Genomic DNA, 13,126 nt, shown 5'->3' on the forward strand with positions numbered 1-13,126 from the left:
TTGCCGCGAGCGGCCCGCGGGCATCGAACCCGCTTCTCCGGTTTGGAAGACCGGCATGTCCGCCGAGTTCACCAGGACCGCACGATGTCGCGTCGCCCGTCCGGGGGTTGAACCCGGTCTTCCGGAGTGAGAGTCCGGTGGTCTACCTGCCTCAGCCTCACGGGCGCTTCTGCCATCCGCTGTGGAGTTGTCAAAGAACGTCGAAAACAAGAAAGCCGCCGTCCCGAACGGGGGCGGCGGCGTAAGCCTGGCTAGCACTGCTAGCGACGCCACCGTTCCCGGTAGTAGGAGCTGATCGGACCGGAACAGCCCACGACCCGCCCACCGCGCGGCTCGGGCCGCTGCTGGGTGATCGAGGTCTGCCGTTCCATCGCTCTGCTCCTGACCGTGGTCGTCGGTGGTGATCTCTACGGTAGGGCGGCCCGCGCCGCCCGGCAACGCATTAATCGACGGCCGAGGCGCGCCGGGCGATCCCGGCCCCGAAGGCGGCCACCGCCTCGATCACGTAGCTGTAGCGCAGGTAGAAGAACAGATCGAAGGCGTGCTGGCCGCCGGGTAGTTCGGCGTACACGATCGGGCTTTTGCTTTTTTCCCGGAGGCGGCTGACGAAGTCGCGGGTGTCCTCGACCAGCGACAGGCTGTCGTTGGCGCCGTGCACGACGAGGAAGGGCGGCGCGTCGCCGAGCCGGTCGAGCGGCGACGAGCCCGGCCCGTCGAGGCGTCCGTAGTAGCCGGAGAAGGCGACCACCGCGGCGACCGACGTGTCCGCCTCCTCGAAGCCGGGCTGGAAAGCCGGGTCGTTCGGGGTGAGCGCGATCATCGAGGCCATGTGCGCGCCGGCCGAGGTTCCGGAGACCACGATCGTACGGGGATCGCCGCCGTACTCCGCCGCGTGCGCGCGCACCCACGCGATCACCTTCTTGCCGTCGATGTGATGCTCCGGATAGTGCGCGGCCGGGGCGAGGCGGTAGTTGGCGTTGACGCACACCCAGCCCTGCGCGGCGAGGTGGTTGAGCAGCGCGCGGGCCTCCCGGTTCTTGCTGCCCAGGCGGAACCCGCCGCCGTGGAAGAACACCAGGACCGGCGCGCCGGGCGGCCGGTCGTGGCGGTGGTAGACGTCCAGCAGGTTCGCCCGGCCGGCGTCGCCGTACGAGAGGTTGCGCACCAGCGCCACGTCCCGCCGCCGCACGGTGAACGGCGCCAGCAGGATGTGCGCCCACGGCCGCCGCGCCAAGGTGAGCTCGATTCCGCCCTCGGCCAGGGCCCGCCGGAGGGCCGGCCCGGTGGCCAGCGCCCGCCGCACCAATGCGAAGAGGCCGGCCGCGGTCAGCAGCGCCACGGCGAAGACGATCCCGCCGCCGAGCGAGTCCACATCGCCCTGGGCCAGCGCGAGCGCGCTGATCGCGACCAGCACGTACAGCGGCAGGAAGGGCTGCTCGTTGATCTGGAACGTCACCCAGTAGCCCCAGTACGACGGGCGGGTGTGCGGCGGTCGCGGCCCGATCACGGCCACCGCGGTGCAGAACGCGATGAGCGCGACGGGGATGGCGTATCCGATCGGCATGCTCACGACGCTAACCGGCGGCCACCACATCGGTAAGGTCCGATTCCTGAAGAGCGGAGCGGTCCGGTCCGGGAACGAGCGCGGCGACCGCCTGGCTGCCGGCCAGAGCGATCGCCGCGGCGACCACGAAGAGGGACGGGAGCGGTCAGCCCACCGGGCCGGTCGCCAGTTTCACCGAGGCGGAGTGCGACTGGCCGGACACGTCGGTCCAGACCAGCTTCACCTTGTCGCCGGGGTGGTGCCGGTCGAGTTCGGCGGTCAGGTCGGTGGCGGAGGTGATCTTGACACCGGCCACCGAGGTGATCACGTCGCCCCGGGCCAGGCCCGCGGCCTCGGCCGGCGTGCCCTGGACCACGCCCAGCACGGCCGCGCCGGACTCGTTCGTGAAGCCCTGGCCGTTGCTGGCGCTCGCCCCGATGCCGAGGTAGGCGGTGGCGCCGATGTGGATCGTGCTGGACGACTGCCCGGCGCGGATCTGGTCGGCGATCGTCGTGGCGGTGGCGATCGGGATGGCGAAGCCGTCGCCGCCGGCCGACTGGTACTGGAAGCCCGCCGACGCGGCGGTGTCCACGCCGATCACCTCGCCGGAGGTGGTCAGCAGCGGGCCGCCCGAGTCGCCGGCGCGGATGTCGGCGTTCACCTCGATGAGCCCGGTGAGCTTCTCGGACGAGCCGGTGCCCTCGTCCGAGGCGGTGATCGACTGGTTCAGCGCGGTGACCGAGCCGCCGACCGCGCTCGGGGTGCCGCCGGTGCCGCCCGCGTTGCCGATCGCCACCACCGGGTCGCCGGCCTTGACGGTCGTCGCCGACAGCGTGGCGGTGGCCAGGCCGGAGGCGCCGGAGAGGCGCAGCACCGCGATGTCGCCGGACCGGTCGTAACCGACCACGGCCGCGCGGTACTGCTTCGAGTTGCCGATGTCGGTGACGGTGATGCTGGTGGCGCCCGCGACCACATGGTTGTTGGTCAGCACGACGCCGTCCGAGGCGATCACGATGCCGGTGCCGGCGGCCTCGCCGTTCTGGGCGCCGAGCACGGTGTCGATGTCGACCAGGGCGGGGTCGACCTTCTTCGCGACCGCGGCGACCTGGGCGTCGGTGGCGCCGGTCGAGCCGGTCGAGCCGCCGTTGCCCTGGTCCTGCCCGTTGCCCTGCTGGGCGCCGGTGCCGCCGCCGGACTGGGCACCGTTGCCGTTGCCGCTGCCGCTGCCGCTGCCGGGGTTGTAGGGGAGGTAGGGGGAGTTGTAACCGCTGTCGGACGACGCCGAGGACGACGCGACCGGCCGCAGCGACCAGCCCGCGGCGAACCCACCCGCGCCGACGAGCGCGAGCAGGGCGACGCCGCCGCCGACCGCGGCGACCACGCGACCGGTCCGCTTCCGGGGGCGGGGGGCCGGCTGCTGGTACGGATCCTGATACTGCTGCTGGTAAGGATCCTGGTACGGCTGCCACTGACCCGGAGGTGGCCACCCACCCGGGCCGGGCGTGTAGGTGTACTGATCGGGAATGGTCACTTCTTCGTTGTACTGCGGTTTTCTAGGAGTGGGCTGAGAGACCGCTGGACAGTAGCCGCACAGAATCGATTGGCACACTTGCTGACCATGGTCGTCCGCCTCGCCGTCGTGCTCGCCCTCCTGCTCGGCGTTCTCGTCGGTGAGCACTCGGGGGCGGCGCCGCTGGCCCGCGGCTACAACGGGCTGGCCGGGACGCCGCCGATGGGCTGGAACGACTACAACGCGTACGGGCTGGACGTCACCGAGGAGCTGGTACGGGAGACGGCCGACACGATGGTCGCGTCGGGCCTGCGGGACGCCGGGTATCGGTACGTGACCATCGACGACGGGTGGATGGCGGCGACCCGCGACGCGCACGGGAAACTGCGGCCGGACCCGGCCCGTTTCCCGCACGGGATCGCGGCGCTGGCCGCCTACGTGCATGCCCGCGGGCTGAAGCTGGGCATCTACGAGGACGCCGGGGTGCACACCTGCGGCGGGCTGCCGGGCAGTCTCGGGCACGAGCGGGACGACGCGGCGCTCTTCGCGGCCTGGGGCGTGGACTACCTGAAGTACGACAACTGCTATGCCGGACCGGGCTGCGCCGACCACTCGTGCCCGGACGGCGCCGAGGTGCCGGCCCGCGACCGGTACGCCCGGATGCGGGACGCGCTGCTGGCGAGCGGCCGCCCGATCGTGTTCAGCATCTGCTCCTGGGGCACGGGCGACGTGGCGCGGTGGGCGGCCGGCTACGGCAACCTCTGGCGCACCACCGGGGACATCACGGCGACGTACGCAAGCCTGGTTTCGATCTTTCATCAGACCGTCGGGCTGGGCGGATACGCGGGTCCGGGTGGCTGGAACGACCCGGACATGCTCGAGGTCGGCAACGGCATGACGGCCCTCGAAGATCGCACCGAGCTGACGCTGTGGGCGGCGCTGGCCGCTCCCCTGGTGATCGGCACCGATCTCGTGCACGCGCGATCGGAAACGATCGCGGCACTCACCAACCCCGGCGTGATCGCGATCGATCAGGACCCGCTCGGCCGACCGGCCCGGCTGGTCTCGGCCACAAACGGTCTCGATGTGCTGTCCCGCCCGCTGGCCGACGGCGACACCGCGGTCGTCCTGTTCAACGAGACCGATACGGCGGCCACGATCACGACCCCTTCCCCCGGCCACACCGCGACCGACGTCTGGACCGGGGCGGTCGCGACCGCAAATGGCGAGATCCGAGCGAACGTGCCCGCTCATGGCGCGATGCTCTTCCGGGTACGGCCCTAGCGCCGCCTGGCCGCCCGGGGCGCCGCCGAGCGCGGCGGGGCCGATCGCATGTGATCGCGCAGGCGGCCGAGCACGTCGTTCAGCGCGGCGATGTCGTCGTCGGCGAGGCCGGTCATCATCAGGCGCTGGACGACCTCGATGTGGCCGCCGAAGACGTCGCCGAGCACCTCGCGGCCGGCCGGGGTGAGCGTGACCTCGACGCTGCGTTCGTCGTCGGCGCCGGGCGTACGCGTGACCAGGCCCCGTTTTTCCAGCTGGGCGGCCTGGTAGGTGAGCCCGCTGCGGCTGTAGACCAGCCCGTCGGCGAGGTCGGTCATCCGCAGCCGGCCGCCCGCCGAGTTGAGCCGGGCGAGGATCTGGAACTGCGGGGTGGTGAGGCCGCCGTCGGTCTTGAGCTGCTGCTCGACCGCGTGCTGCAGGAGGCTGCTCACCTCGGTCAGCGCGAAATAGGCGGCCAACTGGGCGGGCGCCAGCGGTGTGGGGGCGGGGGGTGTGGGGTCGGTCACGCAACTTCCTCGGGCTCGACTATTGCTTCGAGTTCGAAGCAGTTCTACCTTCAACCACGTGCTTCGAGTTCGAAGCAAGCCTACAGGAGGTCGGTCATGAAGGCAGTGCGGTTCCACGAGTACGGCGGGCAGGACGTCCTGCGCTACGAGGACGCCGACCGGCCCGTCCCCGGCGACGGCCAGGTGCTGGTCCGGGTCGCCGGCACCACGTTCAACCCGATCGACGCCGCGATCCGGGCCGGGTACATGCGGCAGGCGATGCCGGTGACCCTGCCGCACACCCCGGGCATCGACCTGGCCGGCACGGTCGACGGCAGCGGCGAGCGGGTGATCGCGTTCCTGCCGATGCTGGCCGACGGCGCGAGCGCCGAATACGTGGCGGTCGACCGGGGGCTGCTGGCCCCGGCCCCGGCGAACGTGCCGCTGGCGGACGCGGCGGCGTTGCCGTCCAGCGCGCTCACCGCGTGGCAGGCGCTGTTCGAGCACGCCAAGCTCGAGCCCGGGCAGCGGGTGCTGATCAACGGCGGCGGTGGGGCGGTCGGCGGGTTCGCGATCCAGCTGGCCGCGCAAGCCGGAGCGTATGTGATCGCCACGGCGAGCGCCCGCAGCCGGGAGGCGGTCCGGGCACAGGGCGCCGCCGAGGTCATCGACTACACGGCCGGGCCGGTGCGCACGGACCGGCCGGTCGACGTGGTGGTGCACCTGGCCCGCGGCGACGCGAGCGCGATCGTCGAACAGATCAGGCCGGGCGGGGTGCTGGTCTCCGCGGTCGGTCCGGTCGAGGCCGACGGCATTCGAACCATTCCGATGGGCGTACGCAGCGACGCCGCCCAGCTGGCCGAACTCGCCCGGCGGGTCGAGGCGGGCACGCTGAAGCTGGACATCAGCGCCCGCTATCGGCTGGCCGACCTGCCCGAGGTGCACGCGCTCGGCGAGCAGGGCGCGCTCCGCGGCAAGGTGGTCGTCACCGTTCGGGATTAGTCGCGAAGCCGGTCCGGTAGGCGAGCACCACCGCCTGCACCCGGTCCCGGAGGCCCAGCTTGGTGAGGATGCGGGCGACATGCGTCTTCACGGTCGTCTCGGCGACCACCAGTTCGGCGGCGATCTCGGCGTTTGGAGAGGCCGCGCGCGATCAGGCGCAGCACATCCCGCTCGCGTTCGGTCAGCGCGGCCAGCTCCGGCGGCGGGCCGGGCGCCGGGGCGGGCACGGCGAACCGCTCGACCAGCCGGCGGGTGATCGACGGCTCGATCAGCGAGTCGCCGGTCGTCGCCGCCCGGACCGCCGCGATCAGGCGGCTGGACGGGGCGTCCTTGAGCAGGAAACCGGCCGCCCCGGCGTGCAGGGCGCGGTACACGTACTCGTTCTGGTCGAAGGTGGTCAGCACGACGATCGTGGGCGGATCCGGCTGCCGGAGGATCTCCTCGGTGGCGACCAGGCCGTCCACCTCGGGCATCCGGATGTCCATCAGGATCACATCCGGCGCGGCCAGCCGGGCCTGGCGGATCGCCTCGGCGCCGGTGTCCGCCTCGGCGACCACCTCGATGTCGCCCTCGGCCTCCAGGATCACCCGGAAGCCGGTACGCACGAGGGTCTGATCGTCGGCGATGAGAACCCGGATCATGCAGCGATTCTCCCGTCCCCCGCGACGCCGCCGGGTCATCCCTGAGGAGGATGCGGGCGACCGACAATCGTCCTCGCGGAAGACGAGGGCTACGACCCCTGATCTCTAGCGTCGATGGCACGCAAGAAAGAAAGAGGGGGAGAAAATGAACAAGATCCGGCCACTCGACTACGTCCTCGCCGCCCTGATGACCGCCGGCGGTGTGCTGCTGATGGTGGAGAACATGACGGCCGGCGACGACCCGTCGCTGATCCACCAGCCGTCCACCACGTCGTGGCTCATCATCCCGGCGTTCCTGCTGGTCACGGTGCCGATCCTGTGGCGTCGCGGCAACGTGGCGCTGGTCGCCGGGGTGACCGCCGCGGCGGCCGCCGTGCACGTGGTGGCGTTCGACTGGCTCACCCGGTGCGGCGTGGTGCTGCCGCTCGCGTTCGCTCTCGGGTACGCGGTGGCCCGGTTCGCGCGCACCCGCCGCGACCACGTCCTCGGCCTGGCAGCGATCGTCGCCCTGCTGGTCGTGACCCTGTTCCGGGACAGCTCGGCCGACCTCGCCGGAGCGCTTCCGATCGCCCTGCCCGGTGTCGCCCTCTTCTACGGCGCGGGTCTGCTGGTTCAGAATCGGGTCAGCAAGCGGCAGGTCGCCGTACCAGCGGCCGAGCGCGCCACAGTCTGAAGGAGCGCGACCATGGGTGAGGTCCTTCGCGGCGTGAAGCCCCTCGACTGGCTGCTCGCGGGGGCCCTCACCCTGCTGGGCGCCGTGCTGATGCTGGAGAACATCGTCGCCACGGACGCCGAGGTGGCCCGGCAGGTCGCCACCGGCGGGATGGAGCACGCGCTGGAGAGCCACTCGCCGTGGATGGTGCCGGTGTTCGCGGCGGCGACCGTTCCGGTGCTGTGGTGGCGGCGGAGCGCGCTGGCGGTCACCGGCGTCGCGCTCGGCGTCCTGGTGGTCCACGACCTGCTGTTCGGGTGGGTCACCCGGTGCGGGGCCGGGCTGCCGCTGGCGTTCGTGCTCGGATTCCTCGGAGCGCTCGGCCATCGGCGTACGCAAGCATGGGTTTGTTGTTTCTTGAGCGTTCTGGTGGTGGGCGCCGTGCTGGCGGTGGACGCCTCGGCCGGGCCCGGCGCGCTCGTGCTGGCCCTGCCGGTGGCGCTGATCGTGTTCGGCGTCGGGCGGGCCGCGCGCCATCGGGCCGTGCTGAACCGGCAGCTCAAGGAGCGGGACGCGGAGTTGCGGCAGCTGCGCGACGACCGCGCGGCGCTGATGGTCGCGGACGATCGGGCGCGGCTGTCCCGGGAGCTCGACGGGTTGCTGCAGGAGCGGCTGGCGGAGCTCACCCGGGCGGCCGAGTCGGCGGACGGGCTGTCGCCGGCCGAGACCCGGGAGCTGTTCGAAACGATCGAATCCGGCAGCCGGCGGACGATGGACGACATGCGGGAGATCGTCGGCCTGCTGCGCGGCGGCGAGGTGGCGCTCGCCCCGGCGCCGACGGTCGCGCACCTGGACGCGTTGCTGGCCCGGCACCGATCGCCGCAGTCGAAACTGACCGTGAGCGGCGATCCCCGATCGCTTCCGGCCACGATCGAGCTCTCCGCGTACCGGATCGTGGAGTATCTGGTCGCCGCGCTCGACGACCGGCCGGTGCAGGTGTCGATGCGGTTCGCGGAGGAGGCCCTGGAGATTCAGGTACAGGGCTCGGTCGGCCGCGGCGCCGACCTGCGCGCGGCCGTCGCCCGGGTGCGCGAGCGCGCGAAGCTGCACGCCGGTTCGGTCGACCTGAAACTCTCCCGGGGCTCGGCGCGCGTGGTGACGCAGCTTTCCGTGCTGGGGTGACGCGCGGTGCGCTGGCTGGTGCTCCCGTTGGTGCTGCTGGTGGCCGTGCTGCCGGCCGCGTGGCACGGCACGCTCTTCTCGGCGCTGACCGCCTGCGTGGTGGCCAGCGGCCTGTGCCTGCTGTGGTGGCGCACGCATCCGCGGGCGGTCGCGCTGGCCGGCGGGGCGTTGTGGCTGGCCGGGGCCGCGCTCGCCGGGCACGGCTGGTTCCCCGACCTCGCCTTCGTGATCATGGCGCTGCTCTCCACCGTGGCGGCGCTCGGCTTCCACAGCCGCTGGGCGGGGCTCTTCCTGGCGGGCTACCTGATCGCGCTGTTCGCGGTGCTGCACCTGGTGGGCGGCGAGACCAACCCGGTCCCGCTGATCATCTTCGGTGTGCCCGGGTTCCTCGCCGCCACCGTGCTGCGGCTGCGCCGGGAGGCGGCCGAGCAGCTGGCCGACCGCGGCCGCGAGCTGGAGGAGGAGCGGGAGCTCTTCGCCGACCTCGCGCTGCGGCACGAGCGGGCCCGGATCGCCGCCGAACTGCACGACATCATCGGCCACGCGATCAGCGTGATGATCATCCAGGCGGCGGCCGGGCAGCGGCTGGCCGACCGCGATCCGGCCGCCGCCAAGCAAGCGTTCGCCTGGATCGCCGAGTCGGCCCGGCAGGGGCGCGACGACCTGCGGCGCCTGGTCGACCTGCTCGGCGGCACCTCGGTGGACAGCCCCGACCTCGCGCTGATCGACGAGGTGGTGACCCGGGCGGCCCGCAGCGGGCTGGACGTCTCGTGCCGCTTCGAGGGCACTCGGGACGGCGTCCCGGCGCCCCTCGCCCACCTGGCGTTCCGGGTCGTGCAGGAGAGCCTGACGAACGCGTTGCGCTACGCGCCCGGCGCGGCGGTCCGGGTCGCGGTGAGCGGTTCCGATCGCCTTTTGCGCGTACGGGTGGAGAACGAGCCCGCCCGCACCGACCGTCCCGCCCTCCCCGGGACCGGGCGAGGCCTGACCGGTCTGCGCGAGCGGATCCAGCAGGAGGGCGGTCAGCTGACCGCCGGCCCGACCGAGGCCGGCGGCTGGGCGGTCGGCGCGGTCATCGGGCGCGCCGGGCGGGGATGAAGACCCGCATGACCGACGGGCCGCGGTTCGCCCACAGGTGGTACGGGATCGCCGTGAGGGTGACGCTGCGGCCGTCCTCGGGCGGGCGTTCCGACAGGGCCGCCCAGCCGGCGCCCGCCCAGCCCGAGTCGTCGCGGGCCAGCCCGGACGCGGTCACCAGAATCGCATCCTCGCCCAGGAGGCCCTCCCGGACCTCCTCGTGCAGCGGTTCGTCGACGCACAACTCCACGCGGTTGACGTCGACGCCGTCGGGCTGGTCGACGCTTTCCAGGCAGTAGACGACCGGGCCGCGCTCGATCGCCACCGCTCCGCGCAGCGCGTCGGCCGACGGGTGCGCGACGGTCAGCCGTACCGGCATCGGCAGGGTCAGCGCCACCCGATCCCCGGTCCGCCACTGCCGCTCGAGCGAAAGGTAGCCGGTCGCGCCCGCGGCCGCCGGCACGGGCGTGTCGTTGACCGCCACGGTGGCGCCCCGGCACCAGGCGGGCACCCGCAACGCGAGCGTCCACGGCTCATCGGCGCTCTCCAGAACGGTCACCTCGATGGCGCCGTCCCGCGGGTACTCGGTGGCCACGGCGAGGGTGGCCGTGCCGGTCCGGATGGTCGCCGGCACGTACTGGTGGAGCTGAACGCCGGAATCCGAGTACGTGGCGAGGTATCCGCCGAGCGAGGCGACCGTCCGCATGATGTTCGGCGGGCAGCAGGCGCAGGCGAACCACGGCGGCCGGGTGCCGGGCGCCTCGGCGCGGGCCGGGCGGGTCCGGGTGGAGGCGGCCGGCCGGGCGACCCGCCGCTGCACCGGGTTGTTGTAGAAGAACCCGGTGCGCTCGACCGAGGTGGAGGCGGCGAGCAGGTTGTACAGCGCCCGCTCGATGGCGTCGGCGAACCGGCCCTCGCCGGTGGCCAGCAGCAGCCGCCAGCACAGCATGATGTTCGCGATCGTCGCGCAGGTCTCGCCGTACGCGAGATCCGGCGGCAGCTCGTACTCCTCGCCGAACGCCTCGCCGTCGAAGCGGGAGCCGACCGCGCCGGTGAGGTACGTCTTCGTCGCGGTCATCGACTCCCACTGCCGCAGCGCGCTGTCCAGCAGCGCCCGCTCGCCGGTCTCCAGGTAGACGTCGACCACGCCGCAGACCAGGTACAGCGCGCGGACCGCGTGACCGGCCACGGTGGACTGCTCGCGGACCGGCACGGCGTCCTGGAAGTAGGTCGAGTCGAAGTGGCCCTGCGCGTCCAGCACGCCGTGCCCGCGCACGTCGAGAAGCTGGCGCGCCAGGTCCAGGTACGTCTGGTCGCCGGTCTCCCGGTACAGCTCGACGAGCGCCATCTCGATCTCGGGGTGCCCGTCGGTGTCCTTGCGCCGCCGCTCACCGAACTCGCGCGCGACGCAGTCGGCGGCGCGGCGGGCGATGTCGAACAGCTCGTCGCCGCCGGCCGCCCGGCGGTGTGCCACGCCGGCCTGGATGAGGTGCCCGATGCAGTACAGCTCGTGGCTGGTGATCAGGTTGTTCCACTGCGCCTCGTGGCCGGCCTGGACGTTGGAGTTGAGGTAGCCGTCCGCCTCCTGGGCCGCCCGCAGCACGCCGGCCAGCCCGCTCACCGCCTCGTCGAACTCGGCCGTCGGCTGGCGGCCGATGTCCCAGGAGATGGCCTCCAGCACCTTGTAGACATCCGAGTCGCTGAACCACAGGCCGCGATGCGGGCCGCCGAGCAGGCGCAGGTTGTCCACGGAGCCGTCGCGCTCCAGCCAGCCCAGCGCGTGCCGCGTGGTGACCTCCCGGTTGGCCTGCTGCCACCGGCCCCAGAAGCCGCCGGTGAGCGCCGCGTCACGCAGGCCCAGCGGGCGCACGGCGAGGCGGTCGGCGGACCGTGGGGAGACGGGTCCGAGCACAGAAGTCACGACGGTTCTCCTTATGGATGGGCGGATCAGCCGCGCAGCGCGCCGGTGACCAGGCCGCTGACGTAGAAGCGCTGCAGCAGCAGGTACACCAGCAGGCAGGGCATCATCGCCACGACCACGCCCGCCTGCAGCGCCCCGAAATCGATGATGTTGTACGAGGCGTACCGGATGTTGACCAGCATCACGGGCAGGGTGTATTTGGAACCGTCGTTGAGGAAGATCAGCGGCGCGAGGTACTCGTTCCAGGACGTCAGGAACGAGAACAGCGCGACGGTGACCACGCCGGGCAGCACGATGCGCAGCGAGACGTGCCGCATCGCGCCGAAGCTGGACGCGCCGTCCACCAGCGCGGCCTCCTCCAGCTCCCGGGGCACCGACTCGAAGCTGTTGCGCATCAGGTAGATGCCGAACGGGAGCTGGAACATCACGAGCACCAGCGCGAGCCCGATCAGGCTGTTCTGCAGGCCCAGGTGGCCGAGCACGATGTAGAGCGGGAGCAGGATCGTCGCGTACGGCACCATGAGAATGCCCAGCGTCGCGGCGAAGAGCAGGGTGCGCCCGCGGAAGGCGAACCGCGCGAAGCCGTAACCGCCCAGCACGCACACCACCACCGAGCCGATGACGGTCAGCACGGCGAGCAGCACGCTGTTCGTCAGGTACGTCCCGATGCCCTGGTCGAAGCCGGCCAGGCTGCGGTAGTTGGCGATGGACAGGCTGTGCGGGAACCACGTCGGCGGCTGCTGGTTGGCCTCGGACTTCGACTTGAACGAGTTGAGCAGCGCCCACAGCAGCGGGAACAGGAAGGCGATCGCGAGCGCCATGCTGACCAGGTGGAACAGCGTGCTCCGGGTCAACCGCCGGGCCGCCTCGGTGGTCATCAGTCCTCCTTGGTGCGCAGCAGGCGCAGCTGCACGAAGTTCAGCAGGATCAGGGCCACCAGCAGGACGACCGCCTCGGCGGCGGCGTCGCCCAGCCGGTACGACTGGAAGGCCTTGTTGTAGAGGGCGAGCACGACCGTCATCGTGCTGTTGTCCGGCCCGCCGTGGGTGAGCACGTAGAACTGGTCGAAGGCGAGCAGCGACCCGGTCACCGACAGCACGGTCAGCAGCGCGAGCGTGGGCTTGATGCCGGGCAGCGTGATGTACCGCAGCCGCTGCATGGTCGAGGCGCCGTCCACCCGCGCCGCCTCGTACAGCTCGCCCGGGATGGACTGCACGCCGACCAGCAGCACCACCATCTGGAAGCCGACGAACTTCCACGTCACGAGCGTGATGACCGAGAACAGTGCCTTGCCGGGCGTGTCCAGGAAGCCGACCGGCTTGTCGGTGAGGTGGACGGCCTGCAGCGCCTGGTTGAAGATGCCCAGCCGGTCGCTGGAGTCGACCCACCACATCGTGGAGGCGGCGGCGGTGCCGACGACGTACGGCAGGAAGAACGCCGTACGGTAGAAGCGGGCGCCGCGGCGCGGGCTGTTCGAGACGGCCACCAGCACGAACGCGACCGCGAACAGCACCACCGTGGTGATCGCGGTGTACAGCAGGGTGAACGTGATCGCGCCGATGAACTGGTTGTCGTGCGCGAGGTGCCGGTAGTTGTCGAGCCCGTCGAACTGCGGCGTGCCGAGCAGCGGCCAGTCCATGAAGGACATGGAGACGAGGATCGCCAGCGGTACCAGGAACAGCCCCGCCACGATCACCGCGGTGGGGGTGACGAACAGCAGACCGGTGAACGGGCGGCGGGCCGCGGACCCCCGCGACCGGCGCGCGGTGGCACCGGTCGCGGGGGCCTCGGCTCCCGCCCGAGTCGTCGTCAACGACACGACATCTTCC

At 71.9% G+C, this 13,126-nt stretch carries 11 protein-coding genes, 2 tRNA genes and 1 pseudogene; 5 read left to right on the forward strand and 9 right to left on the reverse strand.

Annotated features, from left to right (window positions below):
- Positions 1-8 precede the first annotated feature (8 nt).
- From IH26_RS0110095 to IH26_RS53395, 4 genes are all read right to left on the reverse strand, one after another.
- Positions 9-81: transfer RNA gene (locus tag IH26_RS0110095), tRNA-Gly, on the reverse strand.
- 11 nt (positions 82-92) lie between these two features.
- Positions 93-166: transfer RNA gene (locus IH26_RS0110100), tRNA-Glu, on the reverse strand.
- Between the two features lie 276 nt (positions 167-442).
- On the reverse strand, positions 443-1,564 hold the full coding sequence (locus IH26_RS0110105; protein ID WP_030435874.1) for an alpha/beta hydrolase: 1,122 nt from the start codon (positions 1,562-1,564) through the stop codon (positions 443-445).
- A 145-nt stretch (positions 1,565-1,709) separates the two neighbouring features.
- The gene (locus IH26_RS53395; protein WP_084598765.1) at positions 1,710-3,074 is read right to left on the reverse strand and encodes a S1C family serine protease; all 1,365 of its coding nucleotides are present in this window, start codon (positions 3,072-3,074) and stop codon (positions 1,710-1,712) included.
- Positions 3,075-3,161: 87 nt separating this feature from the next.
- On the opposite strand from IH26_RS53395, the gene IH26_RS0110120 reads away from it, so the two are divergent.
- Entirely contained in the window at positions 3,162-4,337 is a 1,176-nt protein-coding gene (locus IH26_RS0110120; protein WP_084598778.1) for a glycoside hydrolase family 27 protein, read from the forward strand.
- On the opposite strand, the gene IH26_RS0110125 is transcribed toward IH26_RS0110120, so the two are convergent.
- Entirely contained in the window at positions 4,334-4,843 is a 510-nt protein-coding gene (locus tag IH26_RS0110125) for a MarR family winged helix-turn-helix transcriptional regulator (RefSeq protein WP_030435877.1), read from the reverse strand. The two genes, IH26_RS0110120 and IH26_RS0110125, sit on opposite strands and share 4 nt — an antisense overlap.
- 96 nt (positions 4,844-4,939) lie before the next feature.
- Between IH26_RS0110125 and IH26_RS0110130 the strand changes: the two genes are divergently transcribed.
- Positions 4,940-5,824 (forward strand): NADP-dependent oxidoreductase, encoded by an 885-nt coding sequence (locus IH26_RS0110130; RefSeq protein WP_030435878.1) that lies wholly within the window; start codon positions 4,940-4,942, stop codon positions 5,822-5,824.
- On the opposite strand, the pseudogene IH26_RS53400 reads toward IH26_RS0110130, so the two are convergent.
- A pseudogene (locus IH26_RS53400) lies at positions 5,808-6,465 on the reverse strand (response regulator). The gene IH26_RS0110130 and the pseudogene IH26_RS53400 overlap by 17 nt on opposite strands.
- A gap of 145 nt (positions 6,466-6,610) precedes the next feature.
- Between IH26_RS53400 and IH26_RS0110140 the strand changes: the two are divergent.
- From IH26_RS0110140 to IH26_RS55735, 3 genes are read left to right on the forward strand one after another with little or no spacing between them, the layout of a single operon-like run.
- A complete protein-coding gene (locus tag IH26_RS0110140; protein WP_030435879.1) occupies positions 6,611-7,138 on the forward strand; it encodes a hypothetical protein in 528 nt (175 codons plus the stop codon).
- Positions 7,139-7,150: 12 nt separating this feature from the next.
- Complete coding sequence (locus IH26_RS0110145) at positions 7,151-8,299, forward strand: sensor histidine kinase (protein ID WP_030435880.1); 1,149 nt, start codon at positions 7,151-7,153, stop codon at positions 8,297-8,299.
- 6 nt (positions 8,300-8,305) lie between these two features.
- The gene (locus IH26_RS55735; protein ID WP_051807888.1) at positions 8,306-9,397 is read left to right on the forward strand and encodes a sensor histidine kinase; all 1,092 of its coding nucleotides are present in this window, start codon (positions 8,306-8,308) and stop codon (positions 9,395-9,397) included.
- Here the strand turns inward: IH26_RS55735 and IH26_RS0110155 are convergent.
- Genes IH26_RS0110155 through IH26_RS0110165 form a run of 3 tightly spaced genes read right to left on the reverse strand, consistent with a single transcriptional unit; the run spans position 9,372 to position 13,110 of the window.
- Positions 9,372-11,297 (reverse strand): glycoside hydrolase family 127 protein, encoded by a 1,926-nt coding sequence (locus IH26_RS0110155; protein WP_034214495.1) that lies wholly within the window; start codon positions 11,295-11,297, stop codon positions 9,372-9,374. The two genes, IH26_RS55735 and IH26_RS0110155, sit on opposite strands and share 26 nt — an antisense overlap.
- Before the next feature lie 26 nt (positions 11,298-11,323).
- On the reverse strand, positions 11,324-12,175 hold the full coding sequence (locus tag IH26_RS0110160; protein ID WP_030435883.1) for a carbohydrate ABC transporter permease: 852 nt from the start codon (positions 12,173-12,175) through the stop codon (positions 11,324-11,326).
- Positions 12,175-13,110, reverse strand: a complete 936-nt coding sequence (locus IH26_RS0110165) for a carbohydrate ABC transporter permease (RefSeq protein ID WP_211268619.1) — start codon at positions 13,108-13,110, stop codon at positions 12,175-12,177. The genes IH26_RS0110160 and IH26_RS0110165 overlap by 1 nt, the downstream gene beginning before the upstream one ends.
- Positions 13,111-13,126: the final 16 nt, after the last annotated feature.

Source organism: Actinoplanes subtropicus (assembly GCF_000721705.1).
Taxonomy (GTDB): Bacteria; Actinomycetota; Actinomycetes; order Mycobacteriales; family Micromonosporaceae; genus Actinoplanes; species Actinoplanes subtropicus.